General features: G+C 57.9%; 26 protein-coding genes and 1 pseudogene. 11 read left to right on the top strand and 16 right to left on the bottom strand.

What is annotated here, in order from left to right; all coding sequences use genetic code 11:
- Window positions 1-3: 3 nt before the first annotated feature.
- From modB to EJA71_RS17245, 4 genes are all read right to left on the bottom strand, one after another.
- The gene (gene modB / locus EJA71_RS17260) at window positions 4-684 is read right to left on the bottom strand and encodes a molybdate ABC transporter permease subunit (protein ID WP_158958719.1); all 681 of its coding nucleotides are present in this window, start codon (window positions 682-684) and stop codon (window positions 4-6) included.
- A gap of 1 nt (window position 685) precedes the next feature.
- Complete coding sequence (gene modA / locus EJA71_RS17255) at window positions 686-1,453, bottom strand: molybdate ABC transporter substrate-binding protein (protein ID WP_158958717.1); 768 nt, start codon at window positions 1,451-1,453, stop codon at window positions 686-688.
- A gap of 170 nt (window positions 1,454-1,623) precedes the next feature.
- A complete protein-coding gene (locus tag EJA71_RS17250; protein ID WP_158958715.1) occupies window positions 1,624-2,688 on the bottom strand; it encodes a nitronate monooxygenase family protein in 1,065 nt (354 codons plus the stop codon).
- A 108-nt stretch (window positions 2,689-2,796) separates the two neighbouring features.
- Window positions 2,797-5,247 carry an autotransporter gene (locus tag EJA71_RS17245; protein ID WP_158958714.1) on the bottom strand — a complete coding sequence of 817 codons (2,451 nt, stop codon included), beginning with the start codon at window positions 5,245-5,247 and terminating at the stop codon, window positions 2,797-2,799.
- A 187-nt stretch (window positions 5,248-5,434) separates the two neighbouring features.
- Between EJA71_RS17245 and EJA71_RS17240 the strand changes: the two genes are divergently transcribed.
- Window positions 5,435-6,418 (top strand): MDR family oxidoreductase, encoded by a 984-nt coding sequence (locus tag EJA71_RS17240; protein WP_158958712.1) that lies wholly within the window; start codon window positions 5,435-5,437, stop codon window positions 6,416-6,418.
- Between the two features lie 71 nt (window positions 6,419-6,489).
- On the opposite strand, the gene ada is transcribed toward EJA71_RS17240, so the two are convergent.
- From ada to EJA71_RS17220, 5 genes and pseudogenes are all read right to left on the bottom strand, one after another.
- Entirely contained in the window at window positions 6,490-7,557 is a 1,068-nt protein-coding gene (gene ada / locus EJA71_RS17235) for a bifunctional DNA-binding transcriptional regulator/O6-methylguanine-DNA methyltransferase Ada (RefSeq protein ID WP_158958710.1), read from the bottom strand.
- 85 nt (window positions 7,558-7,642) lie between these two features.
- Window positions 7,643-8,308: a DNA oxidative demethylase AlkB gene (alkB, locus tag EJA71_RS17230; RefSeq protein WP_158958708.1), complete on the bottom strand. Its 666-nt coding sequence runs from the start codon at window positions 8,306-8,308 to the stop codon at window positions 7,643-7,645.
- A gap of 5 nt (window positions 8,309-8,313) precedes the next feature.
- A pseudogene (locus EJA71_RS17225) lies at window positions 8,314-8,394 on the bottom strand (2OG-Fe(II) oxygenase); the annotation flags it as partial.
- Window positions 8,395-8,476: 82 nt separating this feature from the next.
- Window positions 8,477-8,650 carry a hypothetical protein gene (locus EJA71_RS27375; RefSeq protein ID WP_178113712.1) on the bottom strand — a complete coding sequence of 58 codons (174 nt, stop codon included), beginning with the start codon at window positions 8,648-8,650 and terminating at the stop codon, window positions 8,477-8,479.
- Between the two features lie 28 nt (window positions 8,651-8,678).
- On the bottom strand, window positions 8,679-8,981 hold the full coding sequence (locus EJA71_RS17220; RefSeq protein ID WP_007912251.1) for a DUF1883 domain-containing protein: 303 nt from the start codon (window positions 8,979-8,981) through the stop codon (window positions 8,679-8,681).
- A gap of 210 nt (window positions 8,982-9,191) precedes the next feature.
- Between EJA71_RS17220 and EJA71_RS17215 the strand changes: the two genes are divergently transcribed.
- Both EJA71_RS17215 and EJA71_RS17210 read left to right on the top strand, forming a co-directional pair.
- Complete coding sequence (locus EJA71_RS17215) at window positions 9,192-9,548, top strand: hypothetical protein (RefSeq protein ID WP_158958706.1); 357 nt, start codon at window positions 9,192-9,194, stop codon at window positions 9,546-9,548.
- A 71-nt stretch (window positions 9,549-9,619) separates the two neighbouring features.
- Window positions 9,620-9,850 carry a hypothetical protein gene (locus EJA71_RS17210; RefSeq protein ID WP_008082673.1) on the top strand — a complete coding sequence of 77 codons (231 nt, stop codon included), beginning with the start codon at window positions 9,620-9,622 and terminating at the stop codon, window positions 9,848-9,850.
- 3 nt (window positions 9,851-9,853) lie between these two features.
- Here EJA71_RS17210 and EJA71_RS17205 read toward each other — a convergent pair whose 3' ends face one another.
- Window positions 9,854-10,135 (bottom strand): hypothetical protein, encoded by a 282-nt coding sequence (locus EJA71_RS17205; protein WP_178113717.1) that lies wholly within the window; start codon window positions 10,133-10,135, stop codon window positions 9,854-9,856.
- A gap of 148 nt (window positions 10,136-10,283) precedes the next feature.
- Window positions 10,284-10,469, bottom strand: coding sequence for a hypothetical protein (locus EJA71_RS17200; RefSeq protein ID WP_129394027.1), 186 nt, complete (start codon window positions 10,467-10,469; stop codon window positions 10,284-10,286).
- Window positions 10,470-10,727: 258 nt separating this feature from the next.
- Here EJA71_RS17200 and galU point away from each other — a divergent pair, with 258 nt between their 5' ends.
- Window positions 10,728-11,567 carry a UTP--glucose-1-phosphate uridylyltransferase GalU gene (galU, locus tag EJA71_RS17195; protein WP_053120371.1) on the top strand — a complete coding sequence of 280 codons (840 nt, stop codon included), beginning with the start codon at window positions 10,728-10,730 and terminating at the stop codon, window positions 11,565-11,567.
- A gap of 129 nt (window positions 11,568-11,696) precedes the next feature.
- On the top strand, window positions 11,697-13,055 hold the full coding sequence (gorA, locus tag EJA71_RS17190) for a glutathione-disulfide reductase (protein WP_158958702.1): 1,359 nt from the start codon (window positions 11,697-11,699) through the stop codon (window positions 13,053-13,055).
- Here the strand turns inward: gorA and EJA71_RS17185 are convergent.
- The gene (locus EJA71_RS17185; RefSeq protein ID WP_158958700.1) at window positions 13,052-14,068 is read right to left on the bottom strand and encodes a DNA-binding protein; all 1,017 of its coding nucleotides are present in this window, start codon (window positions 14,066-14,068) and stop codon (window positions 13,052-13,054) included. The two genes, gorA and EJA71_RS17185, sit on opposite strands and share 4 nt — an antisense overlap.
- A gap of 177 nt (window positions 14,069-14,245) precedes the next feature.
- On the opposite strand from EJA71_RS17185, the gene EJA71_RS17180 reads away from it, so the two are divergent.
- From EJA71_RS17180 to ahpF, 3 genes are all read left to right on the top strand, one after another.
- Window positions 14,246-15,184, top strand: a complete 939-nt coding sequence (locus EJA71_RS17180; RefSeq protein WP_158958698.1) for a site-specific integrase — start codon at window positions 14,246-14,248, stop codon at window positions 15,182-15,184.
- Window positions 15,185-15,321: 137 nt separating this feature from the next.
- A complete protein-coding gene (gene ahpC / locus EJA71_RS17175) occupies window positions 15,322-15,885 on the top strand; it encodes an alkyl hydroperoxide reductase subunit C (protein ID WP_007912224.1) in 564 nt (187 codons plus the stop codon).
- 124 nt (window positions 15,886-16,009) lie between these two features.
- Window positions 16,010-17,572, top strand: coding sequence for an alkyl hydroperoxide reductase subunit F (gene ahpF, locus EJA71_RS17170; protein WP_122599919.1), 1,563 nt, complete (start codon window positions 16,010-16,012; stop codon window positions 17,570-17,572).
- A 124-nt stretch (window positions 17,573-17,696) separates the two neighbouring features.
- On the opposite strand, the gene gloA is transcribed toward ahpF, so the two are convergent.
- Window positions 17,697-18,218: a lactoylglutathione lyase gene (gloA, locus tag EJA71_RS17165; protein WP_158958696.1), complete on the bottom strand. Its 522-nt coding sequence runs from the start codon at window positions 18,216-18,218 to the stop codon at window positions 17,697-17,699.
- Window positions 18,219-18,357: 139 nt separating this feature from the next.
- Between gloA and EJA71_RS17160 the strand changes: the two genes are divergently transcribed.
- The gene (locus EJA71_RS17160) at window positions 18,358-18,876 is read left to right on the top strand and encodes a DUF4946 domain-containing protein (RefSeq protein ID WP_158958928.1); all 519 of its coding nucleotides are present in this window, start codon (window positions 18,358-18,360) and stop codon (window positions 18,874-18,876) included.
- Window positions 18,877-19,100: 224 nt separating this feature from the next.
- On the opposite strand, the gene EJA71_RS17155 is transcribed toward EJA71_RS17160, so the two are convergent.
- The 3 genes from EJA71_RS17155 to EJA71_RS17145 all read right to left on the bottom strand — a co-directional run bounded on the left by EJA71_RS17155 (window position 19,101) and on the right by EJA71_RS17145 (window position 22,221).
- Window positions 19,101-19,466: a histone-like nucleoid-structuring protein, MvaT/MvaU family gene (locus EJA71_RS17155; protein WP_158958694.1), complete on the bottom strand. Its 366-nt coding sequence runs from the start codon at window positions 19,464-19,466 to the stop codon at window positions 19,101-19,103.
- 234 nt (window positions 19,467-19,700) lie between these two features.
- Entirely contained in the window at window positions 19,701-21,236 is a 1,536-nt protein-coding gene (locus tag EJA71_RS17150) for a cyclic diguanylate phosphodiesterase (protein WP_158958692.1), read from the bottom strand.
- A 112-nt stretch (window positions 21,237-21,348) separates the two neighbouring features.
- The gene (locus EJA71_RS17145) at window positions 21,349-22,221 is read right to left on the bottom strand and encodes a LysR family transcriptional regulator (RefSeq protein WP_158958690.1); all 873 of its coding nucleotides are present in this window, start codon (window positions 22,219-22,221) and stop codon (window positions 21,349-21,351) included.
- A gap of 77 nt (window positions 22,222-22,298) precedes the next feature.
- Between EJA71_RS17145 and EJA71_RS17140 the strand changes: the two genes are divergently transcribed.
- Window positions 22,299-23,246, top strand: a complete 948-nt coding sequence (locus tag EJA71_RS17140; protein ID WP_158958688.1) for a DMT family transporter — start codon at window positions 22,299-22,301, stop codon at window positions 23,244-23,246.
- 245 nt (window positions 23,247-23,491) lie between these two features.
- Complete coding sequence (gene hppD / locus EJA71_RS17135) at window positions 23,492-24,568, top strand: 4-hydroxyphenylpyruvate dioxygenase (RefSeq protein WP_158958686.1); 1,077 nt, start codon at window positions 23,492-23,494, stop codon at window positions 24,566-24,568.
- The last annotated feature ends 100 nt before the right edge of the window (window positions 24,569-24,668 follow it).

Here is a 24,668-nt window from a genome sequence, read left to right as displayed (position 1 = left end):
CGATCAGCTCCAGCCAGCGCGAGTCTTGCGGCTGGAGTACAGCGCCAGCAACACCAGGAACGAAAACACCAGCATCGCGCCGGCCAGCCAATGGGCCTGCGCGTATTCCATGGCTTCGACGTGGTCGTAGATTTGCACCGAGACCACGCGAGTCTTGTCGGGAATGTTGCCGCCGATCATCAGCACCACGCCGAATTCGCCGACCGTATGGGCGAAGCCGAGGATCGCCGCAGTCACAAAGCCAGGGCGTGCCAGAGGCAGAATCACGCTGAAAAACGTGTCCCACGGATTGGCGCGCAAAGTCGCGGCCACTTCCAGTGGGCGAGTGCCGATCGCCGAGAACGCGTTTTGCAACGGTTGCACCACGAACGGCATGGAATAGATCACCGAGCCAATCACCAGTCCGGTGAAGCTGAAAGTCAGGGTGCCCAAGCCCAGCCATTGGGTGAACTGGCCGAGGAAGCCGTGCGGGCCCATCATCAACAGCAGATAGAAACCGATAACGGTGGGCGGCAATACAAGGGGTAGGGCGACGATTGCCCCGATGGGACCGCGCAGCCATGAACGGCTGCGCGACAACCACAGGGCAATCGGAGTGCCGATCACCAGCAGGATCGCGGTGGTCAGGGACGCCAGTTTCAGGGTCAGCCAGATCGCCGCGAAATCGGCACTCGTCAGCGACATTTTAGAGCTGGTAACCGTAGGACTTGATCACCGCAGCGGCTTTCGGGCCTTTGAGGTATTCAACCAGCGCCTTGGCTGCGGCGTTGTCCTTGCCTTTGTTCAGAATCACAGCGTCCTGTTTGATCGGGTCGTGCATGTTGGCCGGGACGATCCACGCCGAACCGCTGCTGACTTTGCCGTCCTTGTAGATCTGCGACAGGGCGACGAAGCCCAACTCGGCGTTGCCGGTGGAGACGAACTGATACGCTTGGGTGATGTTCTGGCCTTCAACGATCTTGGCTTTGGTCGCTTCGGTCAGTTTGAGTTTTTCCAGCACTTGCGTGGCAGCCAGACCGTACGGCGCAGCTTTCGGGTTAGCGATGGACAGGTGCTGGTACTCGTTTTTCTTCAACACTTCGCCTTTTGCGTCGACATAACCTTCTTTGGCCGACCAGAGCGCCAGGGTGCCGATGGCGTAAGTGAAGCGCGAGCCTTTGACGGTATCGCCTTCTTTTTCGAGTTTTTCTGGTGTGGTGTCGTCGGCCGAGAGGAACACTTCGAATGGCGCGCCATTCTTGATCTGGGTGTAGAACTGGCCGGTGGCGCCATAGGCGGCGACCAGTTTGTGCCCGGTGTCCTTTTCGAAATCGGCGGCGATAGCCTGGATTGGAGCGGTGAAGTTAGCGGCAACAGCCACCTGCACCTCATCGGCCTGAACAGCGCCAACGGCGAAGACGGCGAGCAAAGAAGCCAGGCAGGTGGGGGCAAAACGTGAGGCACGAATGGTCATGTAACAGCTCCGTTGTTGGCAGTGCAGGGTGCAGTTATTGTTGGTGGTGGTGGACTGCGCCGATGCGAGGGGTGATTTCGCTATATAGCGAAATATATAGCGAAATGCCGTTAAACGGGAAGTGCTGGTTGAAACTGGCGTAGCGCAACCATTGGTTCGCTGGGTTCACGTTATCGGCGAGCGAGTTTTTCCAAAGCGCCTTCTGCCAATATCCGGGTCAATTCGGCGCTGCTGACTTCCTTGCCCAACGTGAGTGCCTGACCGGCCCAAAGGTTGGCGAATTGCGCGTCATCTTTCGTTCGCAACGGCATCAAGGCACCGCCGGCCAGTGGAAATGCCGGCGCTTGCGCTGACATCGGCCCGAGTTCGCGCATGACTCGATTGAGAATGCCCCGCGCCGGTCTCCCGGTAAAAATATTGGTGATAGCTGTCTCACTTTCCTTTGCCGTGCGCAGCGCATTGTGGTGCGAGGCGCTGACCTTTGCTTCTGGCGTGAACAGATACGCGGTGCCGACTTGAACCGCCGACGCCCCCAACATGAATGCCGCCGCGACCCCGCGAGCATCGCCAATCGCCCCAGCCGCGATCACTGGAATGTCTACGGCATCGACCACTTGTGGTACCAACGCGAACGTGCCGACCTGGGTGCTCAGATCATCACTGAGAAACATCCCGCGATGGCCACCCGCTTCATAGCCCATGGCAATGATCGCATCGCAGCCGTTTTGCTCCAGCCACACGGCCTCATCGACCGTAGTGGCAGAAGAGAGGATTTTTGCCCCGGTTGCCTTGACCCGATCAAGCAGGGCTTTTTCCGGCAAGCCAAAATGGAAGCTCACCACCTCGGGCCGAAACGCTTCCACCACCTCGCACGCCGCTGCATCAAATGGCGCGCGATTGGAGACCGGTGTCGGTGCATCGAAGTCGGCACCCAGTTCGCGGTAATACGGCTCCAGCAAGTTCTTCCAGTCTAGGGCGCGTTGCTCATCGGCGGCGGGCGGTTTATGGCAGAAGAAATTCACATTGAACGGCTTGTTGGTGTGCTGACGAATCGTCCTCAGCTCTTCGCGCAATTGCTCGACGCTGAGCATCGCCGCCGGCATCGACCCCAGGCCGCCGGCATTGCACACCGCAATCACCATCGACGAGTTCGTGGCACCGGCCATTGGGCCCTGGATGATTGGCAGCTCGATGCCAAGCAGGTCGAGAATGCGGGTGTCTGGCCATTGGCTCATGAAAACGGTTCTCCGAACGACGAAACGGGCAGGTAAGGCTGATCCGGTTTTTAACAGTTAAACCGGATCCAGAGCCAGTCTGAAATTCAGAACATCTTGTGCAGTTTTTCAGCGCCGATGGAAGCCACCACCTCCGCCACCGCCAAACGAGTGGTTCATGAATTGCGAGGAGCTGTGAAAATTGTTGGTGCGCTGATTACCGAAATTGCGCGCGGCGGAATCGCGGTTGAGGTTTTGCAACTGCGCATTGTTGTTAATCGGCGCCGTTCGCGTCGCGCCGCCACCGACCATCGATTGCCAGCCGTTGTCGGTCTTTTTATAGACGTTGCCGTCATGGCCGGCGTACACGTTGTCGCCATAATGAGCAGCGCCGCCATTGCGCCCATGGATGCCGCCAAACTGCGTGGTGTTGCCCGTGTTGGGGTTGTAGACGGCGCCGCGATTGGCCGTGACCTGGCTGCCGTTGCGCACGTTGCCGGCGGTTACCCGACCTCCGGCGATCGCGCCGCCATTCGGCCCTCCGATTTCACCGCTGTGCCCGGCGGCATAATTGCCGGTATAGACGTTATGCACGGCGCCTCGTTGACCGGCGGCCGCCACCCCAGTGCGTGAGTTATAGGAAGAGCCGACCTGACCGGCCCAGCGATTGCCGGTCCAGGCGTTGTAGCCCGCACCGTATCGGCTGACCGTGGCCCGATCTCCCCATTGGTGGTAGATGTTGCCGGTAGTGCCCGCCCAGCCGCCGGGGCCCCAGGCGACGGCACCGCCGTGATAGCCATAAGCTGCGCCGCCCCAGGCTAGCGGCGCCGGATACAGGTGAGGGCCCCACGCATACCCCCAGCCGTAATTGCCCCACCACGGATACGCGCCCCAGCCCCAGCCCATGGCAACCGTGCTGCCGCCCCAGCTCCAGCCGAAGCCGAAACCGAAGGTCCAACCGGTCCACGGTGTATAGCGAATTGCGACGCCGAAACCATAAGTCACTGGCGGCCCGTACCAGACGCTGCCCACCCACGGTGTGTACGGATAACCGGTGCCATACACCACCACGCCGGTAGCAGGGTCAAGGTTCGAGCCTTGGTATCCCGGCGTATAGCCAACGACAACCGTGTCACCGCTGGACTCGTAGACTTTCACATAGGTCAGGTAATGCATCGGTGAGCTTGGCGGGATCGAGTAGATCACCGCGGGCACCGAGCTGGCCACGGCCCATGGGCCGTTGACCGTGGTGGACGTGAACCAGATGCCGTTTTCCACCGCCCACCAACTGTTGCTGTCGACACGAATGATTGGTGTGGCGCTGTTGACCACGTATTGCAGTGGCGTGCTGTTGATGGCGTTGAGTTGCGGTTCGCCGTCGAACTGCGGTGCCGTCATTTTCACTGCGCTTTTCTTGATCGCCGAGGTCTGTGGAATCGTCGCGGCGATGGCGGCTTCTTTGGCCTGCGGTGTGCCAGCGACAGAAGCTTTGACGTTTTCTTTCGGGCTGTCGTCGGGGATGTTGGCAAAGTCGGCCGGCAGCTTGTTTGCCGGGGTGAAGGTCCACGGCCCGTTCATGTCGCTGGCGCGAAACCAGCGTCCGGAAATCAGCACGTAACTGTTCTGGTCACCGATTTCCTTGAAGATATGTCCGGTGGTGTTGCTCACATACAACAGGCTTGTGCCCTGAATGGGCAGCCATTGCGGCGCGCCGTCGGTGACGAGCAATTCCGTGGGTGTCGTGGCCACGAATATCTTCGGCTGTGGTGGCTTGGCCAGGCTGGGAATTTTGTCTTTCGGGTCGCTCTGACCGGTCAGCAGATCCACCTGGCGACTCTTGATCGCGGCCTGTTTGGCTTTCGCCAGATCGGCTGGCGGAGCCGCCACACGGGTGTAGTCACCGTTCACCTGGTCGGCGCTCATCCAGCCATCGAAGACGTGCAGGTAATGCTTGCCTTGCCCGTCCTTGAGCAGCAACGGGCGTGTGTTTATGACTCGTTGCAACTCCGTGCCTTCGACGGGGCGGTAAGCCGCATCGCCATCGATATACACCAGCAGCGCCGGAACATCCGAGCTGATGATGGTTGGCGGTGTGTTTTCCAGTGGCGCGCTTTCGGCCTTTTGCTCCGCCGAGAGTACGCTAACCGCCGCCTCGAGTTGATCCAGAGAAATGGTTTTCTTGCGGCTTTCGGCGTCTTTCTGCAGTGCCGCCAGCCAGGTTGCGGACTGACTGGCATCTGCCGGGAAGTCAGCCTTGATGATTTTGTATTGGTCGAGGGCGACCCAGCGTGTGGCTTTGTCGACCAGCGTGTGCGCACTGAATTGCACAATCCCGTAGGTCGCTTTGCCATCGGCGTCGGTCGCTTCGACGGCCGCGCGAGCATTGAGGGTATAGCCGTCCCAACTGTCGAGTTGCGGTTGGTACACCGTCAATTTGGCTTTGCCGCTGGTGATCACCTGAGGCCACGTCGGCTCGCTTGGCGCGGCATCGACTGCCTTCGCCGGAGTCGCCGCCCAGGCATTTCCGACGGTCATCAGGGACAGCATCAACAACAGCAAAAATGCACGCGGGTAAGACATCGTCAGCTCCATCGACAGGCCGATTTCTGAACAAATAACCGCGAAAGCACGGCCGTCGAAAAAGCATAGTCGCCCGCGATGGAAATACCCGGCCGATTCACGGTTTGGCGGAAAGTCGAGTGTGGCAATGTGTTGCGATGTGGTATTTCAAGGCACGAGACTCTGAAACCTGTCACTGGAGACCATCATGTTCAACGCCATTGTGATCAACAAAGACGACAGCGGTTACCGCGCCAACGTGCAGCCACTCAACGACGATCAGTTGCCTGAAGGTGACGTGACGGTGCGGGTTGCCTACAGCACCCTGAACTTCAAGGACGGCTTGGCCATCACCGGCAGCAGCCCGGTGGTGCGCAAGTTTCCGATGGTGCCAGGCATCGATCTGGCCGGGACGGTGGAAACCAGCGCGCACCCTGACTATAAAGTGGGCGATCAGGTGGTGCTCAATGGGTGGGGCGTTGGCGAAAACCATTGGGGCGGTCTGGCGCAGAAAGCGCGACTCAATGGCGACTGGCTGATCCCTTTGCCCAAGGCTTTTACCGCAGCCCAAGCCATGGCCGTCGGTACCGCCGGTTACACGGCAATGCTGTGCATCCTGGCGTTGGAGCGTAACGGCGTGACGCCGCAGCAAGGGGAAATACTGGTGACCGGCGCCAATGGCGGCGTCGGCAGTTTTGCCATCGCGCTGCTCAGCAAGCTTGGCTATCGAGTGGTGGCGTCGACTGGCCGGGTGGCCGAGCACGAATACCTGAAGCAGTTGGGTGCCAGCGAAATCATCGACCGCGCGACCTTGTCCGAGCCCGGTAAACCGTTGGCCAAGGAACGTTGGGCAGGCGTCATCGACTCAGTCGGCAGCCACACCTTGGCCAACGCCTGCGCCAGCACCCGCGCCGAGGGCACCGTTGCCGCGTGCGGTCTGGCGCAGGGCATGGATTTCCCTGCGTCGGTGGCGCCGTTCATTTTGCGCGGTGTAACTCTGGCGGGCATCAACAGTGTGACCCAACCCAAGGCCCGCCGGCTGGAGGCCTGGGGGCGTTTGGCCAAGGATCTGGACTTCTCGTTGCTGGACTTGATCAGCCACGAAATCGCGCTGAGCGAAGCGATCGCTGCCGCGCCAGAACTACTCGCCGGAAAGCTGCGTGGCAGGGTTGTGGTTGATGTCAATCGTTGAAGCAACGAGCGCACGTCAATCGAAACGCCACTGACTTCGAGGCCCATAACGGCCCCGAGTCAGTCGCGATATCAAGGCTGGGTTTCGCGCTCAAGCAATTGACGTTTGCGCTCGACACCCCAGCGATAGCCCGAGAGATTGCCGTCGCTGCGGACCACACGGTGGCAAGGGATGGCCACTGCCAGGCGGTTAGCTCCACAGGCTTGCGCCACCGCACGCATTGAAGTCGGTGCACCAATGCGCTGGGCTATCTCGGCGTAACTGGCGGTGCTGCCTGCCGGGATTTCGCGCAACGCCTGCCACACGCGCTCCTGAAACGCCGTGCCTCTGACATCCAGCGGCAGATCAAGGCCGATGGCCGGCGCTTCGATGAAACCCACGACTTCGGCGATCAGTTGTTCGAAGCAGCTGTCGGCGCCAATCAGATTCGCCTTGCGAAACTGATCCTGCAGATCACACACCAGTTGATGTGGGTCGTCACCCAACAAGATCGCGCAAACGCCACGTTCACTTTGGGCAACCAGGATCGCGCCCAGCGAGCATTGGCCGACGGCGAAACGAATGTCGTTGTTCTGCCCGGCAGACCGGTAATCGCGGGGCTTCATGCCCAGCAGTTGATCCGCCGCTTCGTAAAACCGGCTGTTGGAGTTGAAACCGGCGTCGTACAACGCATCTGTCACGGAGCCGCCATCGGCGAGACGTTCACGCACTTTGCGCGAACGGTGAGCGGCTGCGTAGCCTTTGGGCGTCAAGCCTGTCCCTGCTTTGAAGACCCGATGAAAATGGAACGGGCTGAGCCCGGCGGTTTCGGCCAGCTCATTGAGTGTCGGCAACGTCTCGGCGGATGCAATCTGCTGGCACGCGGTCGCTACGGTGGCGGCATGTTGTGCGGCAACGTCGCTCTGATCCTTGCTGGCGCGTTTGCTCGGTCGGTAACCTGCTGCTTCAGCCTGTTCGGCAGTGTCGAAAAATTCGACGTTCTGCGGTTTTGGCAAACGCGCCAGACTGCTAGGGCGGCAATAAATACCAGTGGTTTTCACCGCGTAGACGAAGTGCCCGTCCGCTCGCGAATCGCGTGCAACAACAGCCGCCCAGCGTGGATCGTTTTCGGTAGTGAGAGGGGGCGAAAGCGTTTTCATGAGGGGTGATCCGTTGACCTGTTTGATTCAGGTTAACCAGCGCCGATGATCGCAACACTCCGAGCCTTGCGGTCAAATTTTTGCGTCATCCGGCAACGCGGAACGTCAGGTTGATCCGTTGCTCGCCAAGGCGCGGATGCCGACCTTGCTTGATCGGCAACACACCATGAAAGCGCAAGCGATCAACCCCGCCCCAAACCACCATATCGCCGTGCAGTAACGGTATCTTCTGTTGTTTGTCGCGACGCTTGAAACCGCCGAACAGAAACATCGCCGGCAAGCCGAGTGACAGCGAAACGATCGGCGCACTGTAGGCGTTTTCGTCTTTGTCCTGATGCAATGACATCTTGGCGCCGGGAACATAGCGGTTGATCAGGCAGGAATCGGCGTCGAATGCAGCAAACCCGGCGGCCTCGGCCGCTGCATGTGCGAGTTCGGCAAACACTGAAGGCATTCGCGGCCACGGCAATCCACTGAGCGGATCGACGCTGGAATAACGGTAGCCGCTGCGATCAGTGATCCAGCCGAGTTCACCGCAACTGCTGGTGCCCACCGACATGCTGAAGCCGCCCGGAGTGACCATGTGGCGCAAGGGCGCTTCGGCAAGGACCGTGTTCAAGGCTGGTAGCAGTTGATCGATCACGCCCAGAGCGAATCCGCGCAGCAGCCACGATTGCTCACCAATCTGCTCGCGTCGCGGCTGTTGTTCGGGTTCGTGTTCGGCGAACAGGTCAAAATTGCTCGGTTGCATGGCGGTTATGACGCATCGTGGAAGATGATGCCTAGGGTATGCCGATTTCCACTGTGCAGGCGACTGACATCGTGACGGGCCATGATGACCTGCGAACGAAACGGTTCGGCCTGCGGATACAGGGCGCTCAAGTGATCGCAGGTTTTGGGGGCAAACTTCAGCGATGCCTTACAGGGCTTTGCTGACGGCGATATCGCTGATCACATCGGTCTGGTCGTGCAGCTTGTCCAACTCAGCCTTGGCTTCTTCTTCGCTGCCGTTCACCAGCTGAGCGAATTCGAAGCGGCGTTCACCATTGAGCTTGTACTTGATGACGTATTTGGTCGTTTGGGCCACGTTCATGCTTTCCTGTCTGAATGAGCCAAGTGTTTCAGCTAAGTTTAGTGCTGGAACGACGGATGATCTTGATCGAGTGGGTCAGTGTCGGCTTGCGCGTGACGCTGATCGCGCGGCGGTTGACGGTGTCGATGGTGATGTTCCAGAAACCGGTGCTCGGCGCGGTAATGCGGGCCGGGAAGGTATCAAATGCGCCGCCGTGGTAGGTGTGACGACCGCCATTCTTGAAGCTGCGGAAGTTGGCGTCGTTCATCAAACGGATGTTGCACATTTGCGAGCATTGGATGACGACGATGTCGTCTTCGTTGAGGTGCTCGCGCTGGTGAATAAATTTCATGGGCGCCTCCAGAAGGGCTTTTTCTACAAAATCAAAACGATAGCTTGTCGATTGGCGCAGTTTATCAGCCCGCACGGGTTATTATCTGGCCGTCGGGCATTGGTTTGACAATTTTGAACAGATATTCGCGATTGGATGCGGGTTAAATGCAGAAGGCCCCGGAGAAAAACAGCATTTGTGCTGTCGGACGGTCTTTAACGGAGGTTTTGTATGAAGTGGGGTGTGGTGTGTCTGCCGTTGGTTCTGATGATGGGTGGCTGTGCAAATGTTTCGGAAATCAATGAAACGTTGCCGACCATGAATGTGATCTCCGGCAAGAAGCCCCATGAGTATGCCCAGTGCCTGACCGATCAGCTCGCCGACAGCCGTGGCGCGCTGCAGGTACAGCCACAGAAGGACGGGGTTCGCGTGATCGTTCCAGGCAAGCTGTCCTCCGGCCCGGCGGCGGTGTTCGATATCGAGGATCGCTCCGGCGGCAGCAGCATCAAGTTGCACGAGCGCATGTCCAATGTGCCGGTTCGCCCCAAGGATGTGCAGAAGGCCGCCACTGCGTGCATTTCCGGCTGATAGACTATTCGCTATCAGCACCGATGCCGTCACAGCCATGCTGTGACGGCATTTTCATTTCTGGAGTCGCGATGAAGCGAGAGCAAGTAAGGGAACGCCACGTAGAGGGCCTGATCTCGGCCACCCATGTGATTCAGAATCCGGCCAATCCGGGCGAGTGGATTGTGTTTTTCAAGAAAAGCGCCGGACGCAGTTATTTTCTGGTGGACGATAACGACGAAGTCGAGTCATTCAACCGGCTCGACGATCTGATCGAAGTCGTGCGCGGTCTTGGGATCAAGTTCGCCGAAATCCACATGTAACGCTTACTTGCAAACCACCAGCACGCTGCGGGTCTTATAGTTGCCAACGTCCACGCCCAGAGTTTTGTCGCTCTCTTTGGGCTGAGGTGTGCCGTCCGTGCCAACAATGCGATAGCCGGTTCCGGCGCAGGATGCATCGGCTTTTTCGTAGCACGTGGCCCAGGAATTGGCTTCGCCAGAGCAGTCGATGCTCAGACCTTGCTCGCCATTGTTCAGGTAGGCGGTTTCAGAGGTCGCGCAGCCGCTCAACATCAGCACCGCAATCAGGGGCAGCCATTTATTCATATTCATGGTGTGTGTCGTCTTCAGCTAGGAGGGGACTAGACGCTCTGACAGCGCCGCAATGAAAAGGTTATAGCGATTGGCCACTTGTTTTGACGTAGGCACAAAAAAGCCCTGCGCGAGGGCAGGGCTGAGGGCATGTCGACACCGATCAGTCCTGATCTTTGCCGCGACGCTTCGACGATGCCGGCGTGTCGGTAAACACCGATGCCACATCCGTCGCCATTTGCTCGCTGTCGAATGGACCGGCGATGTGCTCGCCATTGGTAGTGGTCAGCGTCCACTTGCCGTCCTTCTTGTCGATCACATACCCGTTGACGATTTTTACCGCAGCCATCTATCTGTCTCGTTCGCTGGTTCAAAGTCGCCATGATACCGGCAATTGCTCGCATTAGGGGGCGATGAGCGTATGGTGGTGCAGTTTGTCGACGTCTTTGAGCTACGCTGATCGAGCCACGCAAAAAGGCGGATGGAACTATCGGCGAGAATATTTCTCTATGATGGCATCGGTTAGCCAGTGCGGGGCATTGTAAGGCGCACGCCGCCTGATTAGACTGCGCCGAAACTCGTACACACAGCCCTTTCAAGGACTTATATGATCAAGAAATGCTTGTTCCCAGCAGCCGGTTACGGTACTCGCTTCCTGCCAGCGACTAAAGCCATGCCCAAAGAAATGCTGCCGGTGGTAAACAAGCCACTGATCCAGTACGGCGTTGAAGAAGCTCTGGATGCTGGCCTGACAGAAATCTCCATCGTTACCGGTCGTGGCAAGCGCGCTCTGGAAGACCACTTCGACATCAGCTACGAGCTGGAAAACCAGATCAAAGGCACCGACAAAGAGAAATACCTGGTCGGTATCCGCAAACTGCTCGACGAGTGCTCGTTCTCCTACACCCGTCAGACCGAAATGAAAGGCTTGGGTCACGCGATCCTGACCGGTCGCCCGCTGATCGGTGACGAACCGTTCGCCGTGGTACTGGCGGACGACCTGTGCGTCAACCTCGACGGCGACGGCGTTCTGACCCAGATGGTCAAGCTGTACAAGCAGTTCCGCTGCTCGATCATCGCCATCCAGGAAGTCGATCCGCAGGAAACCAGCAAATATGGCGTTATCGCTGGCGAGATGATCCGTGACGACATCTACCGCGTTCACAGCATGGTCGAGAAGCCAAAGCCTGAAGACGCACCGTCGAACCTGGCGATCATCGGTCGTTACATCCTGACCCCGGACATCTTCGACCTGATCGAACAGACCGAGCCAGGCAAGGGCGGCGAAATCCAAATCACCGACGCCCTGATGAAACAAGCCCAGAACGGCTGCGTGATGGCCTACAAGTTCAAAGGCAAGCGTTTCGACTGCGGTGGTGCTGAAGGCTACATCGAAGCGACCAACTTCTGCTTCGAGAACTTCTACAAGACTGGCAAGGCTTATTAACAGCGCTTGATGGGTCTGCACGAAAAAGCCACCTCCGGGTGGCTTTTTCATTTTCCGCCCTTATATGGTTGGCAGCGCTTGCCCAATGGATGGCTGCAGGTATGCTGATCCCCTGCCGAGGAGATAGAAATGGCCTACGATTTTGACCTTTATGTGATTGGTGCCGGTTCCGGCGGTGTGCGCGCTGCGCGTTTTGCGGCCGGATTCGGTGCGAAAGTGGCGGTGGCGGAGAGCCGTTATCTGGGCGGGACCTGTGTCAACGTCGGCTGCGTGCCGAAGAAACTGTTGGTGTACGGCGCGCATTTCGCCGAAGAATTTGAGCAGGCGTCCGGCTTCGGCTGGAGTCTGGGTGAGGCGAATTTCGATTGGGCGACGCTGATCGCCAACAAGGATCGCGAGATCAACCGCCTCAACGGCATTTATCGCAACTTGCTGGTCAACAGCGGCGTGACCTTGCATGAAGCGCACGCGAAGATCGTTGGCCCGCATGAAGTTGAAGTGAATGGCGAGCGCTATACCGCGAAAAATATTCTGATCGCCACCGGTGGCTGGCCGCAGATTCCGGAGATTCCGGGGCGCGAGCATGCAATCGGTTCGAACGAAGCGTTCTTCCTAAAAGAGCTGCCTGAGCGGGTGCTGGTGGTTGGCGGCGGTTACATCGCGGTCGAATTCGCCGGGATCTTCCACGGTCTAGGCGCCAACACCACGCTGCTGTATCGCGGTGATCTGTTCCTGCGCGGCTTCGACGGTTCGGTGCGCAAGCATTTGCAGGAAGAGTTGACCAAACGTGGTCTGGATCTGCAATTCAATGCCGACATCGCGCGTATCGACAAACAGGCTGACGGCAGCTTGAAAGCCACGCTCAAAGATGGCCGAGTTCTGGAAGCGGATTGCATTTTCTATGCAACCGGTCGCCGTCCGATGCTCGATAATCTGGGGCTGGAGAACACCGATGTGCAGCTCACCGACAAAGGCTTTATCAAAGTCGACGAGCAATATCAGACCAGCGAGCCATCGATTCTGGCGCTGGGCGATGTCATCGGTCGTGTACAGCTGACGCCTGTGGCGTTGGCGGAAGGCATGGCCGTGGCGCGACGTCTGTTCAAACCTGAGCAATACCGTCCGGTGGATTACAAGATGATCCCGACGGCGGTGTTCAGCCTGCCGAACATCGGCACGGTCGGTTTGACCGAAGAGGAAGCGCGCGAGGCTGGCCACGATGTGGTGGTTTTCGAAAGCCGTTTCCGCCCGATGAAACTGACGCTGACTGAATGTCAGGAAAAAACCCTGATGAAGCTGGTGGTCGACGGCAAGACCGACAAAGTGCTCGGCTGCCACATGGTGGGTCCGGACGCTGGTGAAATCGTCCAGGGTCTGGCAATTGCGCTGAAGGCTGGCGCGACCAAGCGTGACTTCGACGACACGATCGGGGTGCACCCGACGGCCGCCGAAGAGTTTGTCACCATGCGTACACCGGTCGGCGCTTAAGCGTCGTTCGGTTTGCCTGTGTCTGGCGCTGCCGCAACGGTGGCTGCCAGGCGCTGGCTTTCTTCCAGACTCGCTTGAGTCTTGCTCAATTCCTTTTCCAGTGACTGACTAAGCAGCGTCTGCTCCTCGACGTTTTGCTTAAGCGTCTGGCTTTCCAGCGTGGCTACGCGCAAACGTTCCTGGAGGAGGGTGCGTTCGCTGTCGACGCGGGTCGCTTGCTCGAGCAGTTGATCCTGGCGCTGATTGCTCTGCTTGAGCTGATCCTGCGTCAGGCTCAATTCGCGCTGGGTGCCGCGGTTCTCGGTCAGCAGGCGTTCATTATCACGGTGCAGTTGCGTGATTTCGTCCTGGCGGACCAGTGCGCTTTGCTGCGCTTGACGCAGTTCGGCTTGAACCTGTTGCATCTGACTTTCGTGGCGACTCTGTTCCTGCTCGCGCTGTTCTCTGGCGGCGTTGCGATAGTGTTCCAGCGCATCGCGAGCGTGCAGGTGCTTTTCTTCCAGTGAGCGGATCTGCTCATCCTTATCCTGCAGGCGCAATTCAAAGTCGGCCAACGCCTGGTTCAGCCCGGCGTTGCGGGTTTGTTCGGTCTGCAACATCGAGCGGGTGTTGTTCAGTGCTTCGGATTCGCGCTCCAGCGCTGCACCTTGAATGCTGTGTTCGTGCTCGATTTTTTCCAGTGCCTGACGAACTTGCTTCAACTCTGATTCCAGGGCCTCACGCTGTTCTTCGAACTGCTCGCGAGCCTGTTCGATGGGCTCTTGCGCTTGTTCTTTCAGGCGCTGGGCGAGGCGAGAGACCAGCGCGGTGAGTTCGTCATCGATCGGTTCTGCCGACGCTTCAATCGGCTGCGCGCCGTCATCCAGCTCTTTCAAATAACGATGGATCGTGGTTTTCGAGCCGGTATTGCCCATTTCAATGCGTACTGCATCAATGCTCGGGTGTTCGCCACGGGCGAGGATCGCTGTGCGCGCGATCTGCACCAGTGCTTTGGTAATGCCGCCACGGGCCATGTGAACTCCTACGGTTTCGTACTGTGGTACATGCCACTAAAGTACGCAGTGTACCATCCTGAAAATAAAGGTAAACCTTTGAAATAAAAGACACGGGATATACTGGTATTACCCAATGTCAGGGGGCAAAATACGCATCCGCATGTCTGCAACAGTACGCCAGCGAGAAAACAGCCTATGAGCGATCTGGATCGCTATCTTCAAGCCGCCACCCGTGACAACACGCGCCGTAGCTATCGCGCGGCCATTGAACATTTTGAGGTGAAGTGGGGCGGGTTCTTGCCGGCGACGGCTGACAGCGTCGCGCGGTATCTGGTGGCGCACGCCGGCGAGCTGTCGATCAACACGCTGAAGCTGCGCCTTTCTGCACTGGCGCAATGGCACAACAGCCAAGGCTTTGCCGACCCGACCAAATCGCCAGTGGTGCGCAAGGTATTCAAAGGCATCCGCGCATTGCACCCGGCGCAGGAGAAACAAGCTGAGCCGTTGCAGTTGCAGGATCTGCAGCGAGTTGTCGATTGGCTGGAGCAAGAAGCGCAAGCCGCGAGAGAGCAGCAGGACCGTCCGTCACTGCTCAAGGCTTATCGCGACCGAGCACTGATCCTGTTGGGATTCTGGCGCGGCTTCCGCAGCGATGAGCTGTGCCGCCTGCGAATCGAACATGTGCAGGCACACGCCGGCAAAGGCATCACCTTGTATTTGCCGCGCAGCAAAGGTGATCGGGAAAACCTCGGGCAGACCTATCAGGCCCCGGCGCTGCTCAAGCTCTGCCCAGTGCAGGCCTACATCGACTGGATCACCGAAGCCGCATTGGTTCGCGGTCCGGCTTTCCGCAGTATCGACCGCTGGGGCAATCTCAACGAAGAGGGCCTGCATGCCAACAGCATCATTCCTCTGCTACGTCAGGCCTTGCAGCGCGCCGGGATCGCCGCCGAAAACTACACCAGCCATTCCCTGCGTCGCGGCTTTGCCACGTGGGCGCATCAAAGTGGCTGGGATCTGAAATCGCTGATGAGCTACGTCGGCTGGAAGGACATGAAGTCCGCCATGCGCTATGTTGAAGCCAGCCCATTCCAGGGGATGGCTCGGATTATGGATAACCCGGCTTCGTCGTAGAGATCGTTTTCTTCTATTAATACAGTCGGCTAATAGCGAAAACAAATCAGGAGTATGAGGTTTGCCAATGAGCCATCCGTCGAGTGAGTGGGTAGGATTCACCCATCGAATTCACAACCCCTGACGGAGAGTCATCAATGCCTATCATCAACAGCCAAGTAAAACCGTTCAAAGCTACCGCGTTCAAAAACGGCGACTTCGTTCAAGTCTCGGACGCTGACCTGAAAGGCAAGTGGTCGGTCGTGTTCTTCTACCCAGCCGACTTCACCTTCGTTTGCCCAACCGAGCTGGAAGACCTGGCTGACAACTACGCTGCCTTCCAGAAACTGGGCGTAGAGATCTACAGCGTTTCCACCGACACCCACTTTGCCCACGCTGCCTGGCATAACACTTCGCCAGCTATCGGCAAAATCGAATACACCATGATCGGCGACCCGACCCACGCCATCTCCCGCAACTTCGACGTGCTGATCGAAGAAGTTGGCCTGGCTGACCGTGGCACCTTCGTGATCAACCCTGAAGGCCAGATCAAAATCGTTGAACTGAACGATGGCGGCGTTGGCCGTGACGCTTCCGAGTTGCTGCGCAAAATCAAAGCTGCTCAGTACGTTGCTGCACACCCAGGCGAAGTTTGCCCAGCCAAGTGGAAAGAAGGCGAGGCCACTTTGGCACCGTCCCTGGACCTGGTCGGCAAGATCTAAGTCTGTGACACGCAACTCAGGGCGGTACGCCGCACCTCTTTAAGTTCGCTGCACCGCCCCCTAAAAATGCCCGGGCGAGATTCGCTCGGGCTTTTTTTCGCCTCAAATAAAGGAAATCGCCCGTATGTTGGACGCCAATCTTAAAGCCCAGTTGAAATCGTACCTGGAACGGGTCACCCAGCCGATCGAGATCGTTGCTTCCCTCGACGACGGTGCGAAATCCCGTGAAATGCTGGAACTGCTGAAAGACGTTGCCAGTCTTTCGAGCCAAATTACCCTGATCGACAGCGGTGACGATGCCCGCAAACCATCGTTCTCGATCAACCGCCCGGGCGCTGACATCAGTCTGCGTTTCGCCGGGATCCCGATGGGCCACGAGTTCACCTCGCTGGTACTGGCCTTGCTGCAAGTCGGCGGTCACCCATCGAAAGCCAGTGTTGAAGTGATCGAGCAGATTCGCTCGCTCAAAGGTGAGTTCAGCTTCGAGACCTATTTCTCGCTGTCTTGCCAGAACTGCCCGGACGTGGTGCAGGCGCTGAACCTGATGGCCGTGCTTAACCCGAATATCCGCCACGTCGCCATCGACGGCGCGCTGTTCCAGGATGAAGTCAATGATCGCAAGATCATGGCGGTGCCGAGCATCTACCTCAACGGTGAGAATTTCGGTCAGGGCCGCATGGGTCTGGAAGAGATTCTCGCCAAACTCGACACCGGCGCCATCGAGCGTCAGGCCGAGAAAATCAGCGCGAAAGAAGCCTTCGACGTATTGGTCGTCGGCGGTGGCCCGGCCGGTGCTTCGGCGGCGATTTACGCTGCACGTAAAGGCATCCGCACCGGTGTTGCGGCTGAGCGTTTCGGCGGTCAGGTGCTCGATACCATGGCCATCGAGAACTTCATTTCCGTGCAGGAAACCGAAGGGCCGAAACTCGCCACGGCGCTGGAAGAGCACGTCAAGCAATACGACGTCGACATCATGAACTTGCAGCGTGCCGACAAGCTGATCCCGGGCAAAAACGGCGAATTGCACGAGGTCCGCTTCGCCAGCGGCGCGACCCTCAAAGCCAAGAGCGTGATCCTGGCGACCGGTGCGCGCTGGCGTGAAATGAACGTGCCGGGCGAGCAGGAATATCGCAACAAAGGCGTAGCGTACTGCCCGCACTGCGACGGCCCGCTGTTCAAAGGCAAGCGTGTGGCGGTGATCGGCGGCGGTAACTCCGGCGTTGAAGCGGCCATCGACCTGGCCGGCATCGTGTCGCACGTAACGCTGCTGGAGTTCGACGTGCAATTGCGCGCCGACGCTGTATTGCAGCGCAAACTGCACAGCTTGCCGAACGTCACCGTGATCACCAGTGCGCAAACCACTGAAGTCACCGGTAATGGCGAGAAGGTCAACGGCCTGCGCTACAAGGATCGCAACACTGACGAGTTGCGCACGGTCGAGCTGGAAGGGATCTTCGTCCAGATCGGTCTGCTGCCGAACACTGACTGGCTGAAGGGCACCATCGAGCTGTCGCCACGTGGCGAAATCATCGTCGATAACCGTGGTGAAACGTCGATTCCGGGCATCTTCGCTGCCGGCGATGTAACCACTGTGCCGTACAAGCAGATCGTGATCGCGGTGGGCGAGGGCGCCAAGGCTTCGCTGAGCGCGTTTGATCACTTGATTCGCACGTCTGCTCCGGCTTAAACGTCCTGGCAGAAATGAAAAAACCCGTGAATGATCACGGGTTTTTTTATGCCTGGAGCAAAAGATCGCAGCCTGCGGCAGCTCCTACAGAGATTGTGTCGGAACTGGTGATGCCTGCGATCTTTTACAGCGGCGCTGGCTGGATGATCTCGACCCAGTAGCCATCCGGATCCTTGATGAACGCCAGGCTTTTCATGCGGCCATCGGTCAGGCGCTTCTGGAAGTCGCAGCCCAACTCTTCAAAGCGCGCGCAAGCGGCAACAATGTCCGGCACCGAGATGCAGATGTGGCCAAAACCACGCGGATCGGTGTTGCCGTTGTGATAGGCAAAGTCAGCATCGTTTTCGGTGCCGTGGTTGTGGGTCAGCTCCAGAATGCCAGGGATCGACTTCATCCACTCGGTGCGTGCCGCGGCATCCGCCGGGATCTGGGATTTGTCGACCAGGGCGAGGAAGTACAAGCTGAACTCGGCTTCCGCGAAGTCGCGCTTTTCAACCAGCGAGAAACCCAGCACGCGGGTGTAGAAGTCCAGGGACTTGGTGATGTCTTTTACACGCAGCATGGTGTGGTTGAAGACAAAGTTGCGGGTTGCGCTGTCTGGCGTGGCAGTGACGCCGGGGAAAGTGTTCAGTTCTTGCAGGCTCATGGGCCCTCCAATAGCTATGGGCGAGTGAATGGACGCAATGATACGCATGCCTGCCAGCATCGCCAAATGAAAGGGCGGGCTTGCCCTGCGGGCGGGCGGGGCTCAGACTTTGCCGTTCAATCTTCGAGTGCGTCCGGTAATGATCCGACTGTTTAAATCCCTGTTTGTTTTTTTTGCCTTGTCTCTGATCGTAGCGCCGGTGATTGCGGGCGAACCGAGCATTACCTGGCCGGCCGGCTGGGAAGTCGAGGCGCTCCCTGACGTGTCACCGCAGGTTTCTCGGCAGCGGGCGGTGAAGAATGATGGCGAAGGCAATCAGGTAATGGTCATGGAGTTGACCATGACTCAGGTTGAGGCAGGGCATCAGGTCAACTTGCAAGGTGTGCTGCTGGAGATGCGTAAATCGATCCAGAAGGATTTTTTCCAGGGCGGTTATCAGAGTGTCTGCAACAAGGTCCACCCGGCGACGCTCGGCTCTTTGCCAGCGCTGGAGTCGACTTGCACGATCACGGAAAACGGTCGACATGTGTTATCGCAAACGCTGGTAGCGGCGGTCGAGGCGGATAAGGCTTATGTTCTTTCCTACGCCGGTCAGGCGGAGGTTTATAAGGCGAGCGCAGACGAAATAGTCGAGGTGAGAAACAGCCTGAAACTTTAATTCGTCGGATCTAAACGCGGTCGAGATTAGATACTCGAAGGGATTAAGCACAAAGTTTAACATTGGCCTTCTGCTGCAACATTGAGCAGCAAAATGTTTAGCTATCTGCTTCAAGGACGTTACACGGTTGTCGCAACTTGTTCGATGAAATTCATTTCATTTGTTAGATATTGTCAACAAAAAAGCCCTGCGAGATGCAGGGCTTTTTTGTGGCCGTTAAAAAGTTAACCGCGCAACCAGGAATCAACAGTGGCAGCACCGTATTGTTCTTTCCAGGCTTTCAGCCCGCGGTGGTTGCCGCCTTTGGTTTCAATCAGTTCGCCGGTGTGAGGGTTCTGGTAAACCTTGACCACGCGAGCGCGACGGGTCTTTGGAGCCGCAGACGCTTGCAGGGCCGACTTGGCCGGGTTCGGATCGAGAATGGCAACGATGTCTTTCAGGCCTTTGCCATAAGTTTTCATCAGCCCCTGGAGCTTTTCTTCGAATTCGATTTCTTTCTTGAGCCCGGCATCGTTCTTCAGCGATTCCAGCTGCTTGAGCTGTTCCTGAAGGGCCTTTTCGGCTGCACGAAATTCAGCGAGTCTGGACAATATCTTTACTCCAATAGTGTGTTTGGCTGATACCAACCGCAAACAAAGCTATAAGCCAAGAGCCTTGAAGCGACTCGGTGATAAATGGCTCACCTGCGAATTTTGCTCAGGTTGAAAAAATTGTAGTAGTTAATGCGCCAAGAGTAAATCCTGATGTTGTCTTCATGTAACAACAGTGGTCTTTTGAATCAATTTGGGGCGCTTCGTCGGCATGGCCGGCATAAACCTGATTAGTTAATCATGACTTAATGCGCGAAGAAATTCAGCCGCCGGCATGGGCTTGCCGAACAGATAGCCTTGCAGAAAGTTAACGTGATGAGCGGTCAGGTAATCGGCCTGTTCCTGTGTTTCGACACCTTCGGCAACAATACCCAGATCAAGCTTGGCCGAGAGTTCGATGATTGTGTCCAGGATATGACGCGACAGTGCGTCGATGCCGATCATGGCGACGAAACTCTGGTCGATCTTGAGAAAGTCGACATTGAATTTACGCAAGTAACCCAGGCTCGAGTGACCGGTGCCGAAATCATCGATCGCGATCATTACCCCCAAGGCATGCAGTTGTTCGAACAGTTGAAGGGTAATGTCGGTGGGCTCGATCAGTTCGCGTTCGGTCAGTTCCAAAACCAGGCTGATACTGCCAGGGATGAAGGCGGCGAGGAATTCACGGCAGTCTTCGACCAGTTCCAGATCCCGGCAGTGGCTTGCCGTAATATTGATGCTGATACGGAAAGGCTGCGCAAACACTGCTGATTGCGGGCCCAGCAGGGCGGCCGTCTGCTGCATCAAGGCGCGGGTCATCGGTACGATCAGCCCCGAGTGCTCGGCAAACGGAATAAACAGGTCCGGGCGCACCAGTCCTTCTTTGGGATGGTTCCAGCGCATCAATACTTCGGCGCCCGACCACTTTTTGCTATCGCCGTAAACCACCGGCTGGAAATAAGGAATGAATTCACCGGCCTCCAGCGCGCGAAGCATTTCATGGCTGGGCGAAGTCGAGCGTTTTTGAACGACATGGCCAATCGCACCCGAGACCGCGCCAAAAAAGATCAGCAGACTGAACAGCGGTGGGTACTCGTCAGCCATGTAGCGCCAGGTTTCTCCCTTTGGGAAACCGGCGGAAACGCTGAACGCATGATCCGGGGACACCAGCATGCTTTGCGCTACAGGTAGAGGCGGCAGGGGGCCTTGGTGAACTTGACCGTCGGCCGATAGCCAGTTGTTGCCCACTTGCAGTAGCAGCAGGGTCTCTCGGCCGATCAAGCGCAAAATGTTACTCAAGTGGTAGCCATCCAATGTGGTCAGGGCGCCGCCGCGACCATCGCTGAGGCGATACACCAGCAGCGCGGTATTGGGCGTCACCGGGTTACCGTTCATGAGCCACAACTTGCCTTCGTGATAATCCCCCTCGTTGACGGCCTCTTTGAAGTCACCGAACAGCGAACTGCAGTAAAGATTGTTGTCCCACACCAGATTGGTCGAGCGCACGAAAGGGCGACGCGTCACTTGTTCGCGCAAGGCCAGTTTGACTTCTTCGCAGGTTTCACCGGCCAGCGGCAACAAGTCCCGCGCCGCTTGCGCAGTGTTGTCGAGCATCAATTCGAACTGGCGCAGGGCCTCATCGGCAGTGTGCCGTGCGCTCTGCTCAAGGGTGCGTTCGGCTTGCATGTAAAGAATCACGCTACCCAGCAATATTGGCAGCAGACCACTCAACAGGGTGATGGCGATGCGGGTGCTGCGCTTGCGGCGCGGTCTGACGGTCAACGGCATGGGCGCATCCTGTCGCGATGGGGTGAGGCGCTTGAACGCAGGCCGAACGGCGCGCCGTTGAAATGCGTTTTCAGCCAGAGGGAGAATAGATGGCAGATGCCGCTTGCGCCGCTCACGGCCGGTGGATTCGCCTGGCCAGTTCGATAAAGGCGTGTGTCGCCGGTGATGCCTGGCGCCGATCAAGGACGGCGAGACCGACTTGACGCTGCACCATGGGCAGCAGCGGCACTTTAACGTATTGCGGGTTCGCCTCATCGGGTAATGAGCCTTCGGCTACGACCGTAATCGCCTCGCCACGCGCCACGGTGGCGAGGGTGCTGAGCAGTTGCGAGCAGCGGAAACGGATGTTCGGTTGCAGGCGCGCAGCGATGAACAACCGCGACACCAATTCCGATGACCCGGCCTCGGTCAGCACAAACGGATCGCTGCACAGATCCTTCAGGCTTACCGCCGGACGCCCCGCCAAGTGATGGCCGAGGGGGAGCAGGGCGACCATTTGATCTTCACCCAAGGCAAACGTGTCGAAACGCTCTTCCGGCAACACCACGAAACCGACGTCAATGCGTCGCTCTTCCAGCCACTGCAAGACCTGCCGGTCCGGGCCTTCATCGATGTGCACTTCGATGCCCGGATGCGCCCGGCGAAAGGGCTCAAGAATCGCCGGCAGCAACTTGATCGATGACGTCGGGCCGAACGAACCGATGCGCAACGTGCCGCTTTTCATCCCGCGCGCATCCGCCGCTTCCTGGCGCAAGGTGTTGGCGAGGCCGAGCATCGCCCGCGCCCGCAGTAGCAACTGCTCGCCAATGTCGCTGAGTTCGACTTGCGACTGGTGCCGGCGCAGCAGCTCAACGCCAAGTTCTTGTTCGAGGGATTTCATCGCGTGAGAGACGGCGGATTGGGTGATGCCCAGACGTTGGGCCGCGAGGGTAAAGCCGCGCAGTTCGGCTACCCGCGAGAAGATCTCCAATTGGGTCAGGGTCATGAGTGTTTGCTCATTTTACGATGAGGTTGAATGAGGTGAATGATACGTCATCCTCAAGCTTTTTCGTCGGGTGCATCATGCGGCAATTCGAACAAACCTCCACCACCGCGTCCGACCTGCCGGTCTACCTGACGCTGGCAGCCGTCACCATGATTTGGGGCGGGACGTTCGTTGCCGGACGCTACTTGGCCGGTGGTTTGAGTCCGCTGTTTGCCGCCAGCCTGCGCTTTCTGCTGGCCAGCGCTGCATTGCTGAGCTTTCTATGTGTGGCGCGGATTCCAATGGCGCGACCGACGCCACGGCAATGGCTGCAACTGACGCTGCTGGGGTTTTTCGGAATTTTCTTTTACAACCTGTGCTTCTTTTATGGGCTGCGTTACATCAATGCATCGCGGGCCTCGTTGATTGTTGCGTTGAATCCGGCAGTCATCGGACTGGCATCATGGATGCTGTTCAAGGAGCGTTTGAGCCGGTTGAAAGTGATGGGTATCGCGATCTGCATCGCCGGAGCCAGTCTGGTGATTGTCAGTCGCAATCCACAATTGCTCGCCACGACAGCGGATGCCTGGATCGGAGATTTGTTGATTTTCGGTTGTGTGTTGGGCTGGGGTGTTTATTCGTTGTTTTCCCGAAACCTCAACCAGACTCTGGGTCCGATGCAAACTGTGACCTATTCGATTCTGCTCGGCACCTTGATGCTCTGCGCGCTGGCACTGGTGCGGGGTGAGTTGAACTGGCCGGCGCTACTGGAGCTTGGTACGCCGCAGTGGCTGAGCCTGGTCTACCTCGGCGTCCTTGGTTCAGCACTGGCCTACATCGGCTACTACGACGGCATCCGCAAGATCGGTGCGACCCGCTCTGGGGTGTTTATCGCGCTCAATCCGCTGACCGCCGTGATATTCGCGGCGTTGCTGCTCGGCGAGCAGCTAACGCCGGCAATGTGCCTGGGCGGCGCGCTGATCCTTGCGGGCATCTACCTGTGCAACAAACCCCTTGCACCGGTCAGAAAAAAGCGGATTTTATAGAGAGGGCAGACAAGCCTATTTACGCTGTGTAGAATCGGTTTACGCATACAATAATAATCGTCTTCTGGCAGCAGAAGCCTCGCCCGCAAGAGCCTTGGGTCGACAATGAAGATATTCGGGTTTCAACTGATCTACGGTGACTTCCTTGCCCGCAGTGTGCGCGGCATCTCCTGCGCGCCACCCACCGACCTCACATGACTGACAAATAACCCTGGTTAATTGATAAGAAATGATGAGGTGCCACCATGGCAGATTTATACGAAAACCCAATGGGCCTGATGGGCTTTGAATTCATCGAGCTCGCCTCTCCGGTGCCGGGCACCCTGGAGCCGATCTTCGAGATCATGGGCTTCACCAAAGTCGCCACGCACCGTTCCAAGAACGTGCATCTGTACCGTCAGGGCGCGATCAATCTGATCCTCAACAACGAACCCAACAGCGTCGCTTCGTACTTCGCGGCCGAACACGGCCCGTCGGTGTGCGGCATGGCGTTCCGCGTCATGGATTCGCAAAAAGCCTACAACCGCGCACTGGAACTTGGCGCTCAGCCGATCCACATCGAAACCGGTCCGATGGAACTGAACCTGCCAGCGATCAAAGGTATTGGCGGCGCGCCACTGTACCTGATCGACCGTTTCGGTGAAGGCAGCTCGATCTATGACATCGACTTCGTGTTTCTCGAAGGCGTTGAACGCAACCCGGTCGGTGCCGGCCTGAAGATCATCGACCACCTGACGCACAACGTGTATCGCGGTCGCATGGCCTACTGGGCGAACTTCTACGAAAAGCTGTTCAACTTCCGCGAGATCCGCTACTTCGACATCAAGGGCGAATACACTGGCCTGACCTCGAAAGCGATGACCGCGCCGGACGGCATGATCCGCATCCCGCTCAACGAAGAATCGTCGAAGGGTGCCGGGCAGATCGAAGAGTTTCTGATGCAGTTCAACGGTGAAGGCATCCAGCACGTTGCGTTCCTCACTGACGACCTGATCAAGACTTGGGATCAGTTGAAGAAGATCGGCATGCGCTTCATGACCGCGCCGCCGGATACCTATTACGAAATGCTCGAAGGACGCCTGCCGAACCACGGCGAGCCGGTCGATCAACTGCAATCGCGCGGCATTCTGCTCGATGGCGCGTCGGAGCAGGGTGACAAGCGTCTGCTGTTGCAGATCTTCTCGGAAACCCTGATGGGCCCGGTGTTCTTCGAGTTCATCCAGCGCAAGGGTGACGATGGTTTCGGCGAGGGCAACTTCAAGGCCTTGTTCGAATCGATCGAGCGTGACCAAGTGCGTCGTGGCGTGCTCGCCACTGAGTAATCAGTAAAAAGCCCGGCCCGTTCAAGCCGGTCGGGCTTCATTCAAGATCAAAAGATCGCAGCCTTCGGCAGCTCCTACATTTGGAATGCATTTTCCCTGT

It is taken from the genome of Pseudomonas sp. PB106 (assembly GCF_009764645.1).
Taxonomy (GTDB): Bacteria; Pseudomonadota; Gammaproteobacteria; order Pseudomonadales; family Pseudomonadaceae; genus Aquipseudomonas.
This window is presented reverse-complemented; position numbering and strand designations above follow the sequence as displayed.

Coding starts and splice junctions, on each gene's coding strand:
- EJA71_RS17210 (WP_008082673.1), top strand. CDS start 9,620: ATGAAGCGAGAGCAAGTAAGGGAACGCCACGTAGAGGGCCTGATCTCG.
- EJA71_RS17200 (WP_129394027.1), bottom strand. CDS start 10,469: ATGGCTGCGGTAAAAATCGTCAACGGGTATGTGATCGACAAGAAGGAC.
- EJA71_RS17215 (WP_158958706.1), top strand. CDS start 9,192: ATGAAGTGGGGTGTGGTGTGTCTGCCGTTGGTTCTGATGATGGGTGGC.
- ahpC (WP_007912224.1), top strand. CDS start 15,322: ATGCCTATCATCAACAGCCAAGTAAAACCGTTCAAAGCTACCGCGTTC.
- EJA71_RS27375 (WP_178113712.1), bottom strand. CDS start 8,650: ATGAACGTGGCCCAAACGACCAAATACGTCATCAAGTACAAGCTCAAT.
- ahpF (WP_122599919.1), top strand. CDS start 16,010: ATGTTGGACGCCAATCTTAAAGCCCAGTTGAAATCGTACCTGGAACGG.
- EJA71_RS17185 (WP_158958700.1), bottom strand. CDS start 14,068: ATGGCCCGTGGCGGCATTACCAAAGCACTGGTGCAGATCGCGCGCACA.
- ada (WP_158958710.1), bottom strand. CDS start 7,557: ATGAAAACGCTTTCGCCCCCTCTCACTACCGAAAACGATCCACGCTGG.
- modB (WP_158958719.1), bottom strand. CDS start 684: ATGTCGCTGACGAGTGCCGATTTCGCGGCGATCTGGCTGACCCTGAAA.
- hppD (WP_158958686.1), top strand. CDS start 23,492: ATGGCAGATTTATACGAAAACCCAATGGGCCTGATGGGCTTTGAATTC.
- EJA71_RS17145 (WP_158958690.1), bottom strand. CDS start 22,221: ATGACCCTGACCCAATTGGAGATCTTCTCGCGGGTAGCCGAACTGCGC.
- gorA (WP_158958702.1), top strand. CDS start 11,697: ATGGCCTACGATTTTGACCTTTATGTGATTGGTGCCGGTTCCGGCGGT.
- gloA (WP_158958696.1), bottom strand. CDS start 18,218: ATGAGCCTGCAAGAACTGAACACTTTCCCCGGCGTCACTGCCACGCCA.
- EJA71_RS17220 (WP_007912251.1), bottom strand. CDS start 8,981: ATGAAATTTATTCACCAGCGCGAGCACCTCAACGAAGACGACATCGTC.
- EJA71_RS17150 (WP_158958692.1), bottom strand. CDS start 21,236: ATGCCGTTGACCGTCAGACCGCGCCGCAAGCGCAGCACCCGCATCGCC.
- modA (WP_158958717.1), bottom strand. CDS start 1,453: ATGACCATTCGTGCCTCACGTTTTGCCCCCACCTGCCTGGCTTCTTTG.
- EJA71_RS17250 (WP_158958715.1), bottom strand. CDS start 2,688: ATGAGCCAATGGCCAGACACCCGCATTCTCGACCTGCTTGGCATCGAG.
- EJA71_RS17140 (WP_158958688.1), top strand. CDS start 22,299: ATGCGGCAATTCGAACAAACCTCCACCACCGCGTCCGACCTGCCGGTC.
- galU (WP_053120371.1), top strand. CDS start 10,728: ATGATCAAGAAATGCTTGTTCCCAGCAGCCGGTTACGGTACTCGCTTC.
- EJA71_RS17160 (WP_158958928.1), top strand. CDS start 18,358: ATGATCCGACTGTTTAAATCCCTGTTTGTTTTTTTTGCCTTGTCTCTG.
- EJA71_RS17240 (WP_158958712.1), top strand. CDS start 5,435: ATGTTCAACGCCATTGTGATCAACAAAGACGACAGCGGTTACCGCGCC.
- EJA71_RS17205 (WP_178113717.1), bottom strand. CDS start 10,135: ATGAATAAATGGCTGCCCCTGATTGCGGTGCTGATGTTGAGCGGCTGC.
- EJA71_RS17180 (WP_158958698.1), top strand. CDS start 14,246: ATGAGCGATCTGGATCGCTATCTTCAAGCCGCCACCCGTGACAACACG.
- alkB (WP_158958708.1), bottom strand. CDS start 8,308: ATGCAACCGAGCAATTTTGACCTGTTCGCCGAACACGAACCCGAACAA.
- EJA71_RS17245 (WP_158958714.1), bottom strand. CDS start 5,247: ATGTCTTACCCGCGTGCATTTTTGCTGTTGTTGATGCTGTCCCTGATG.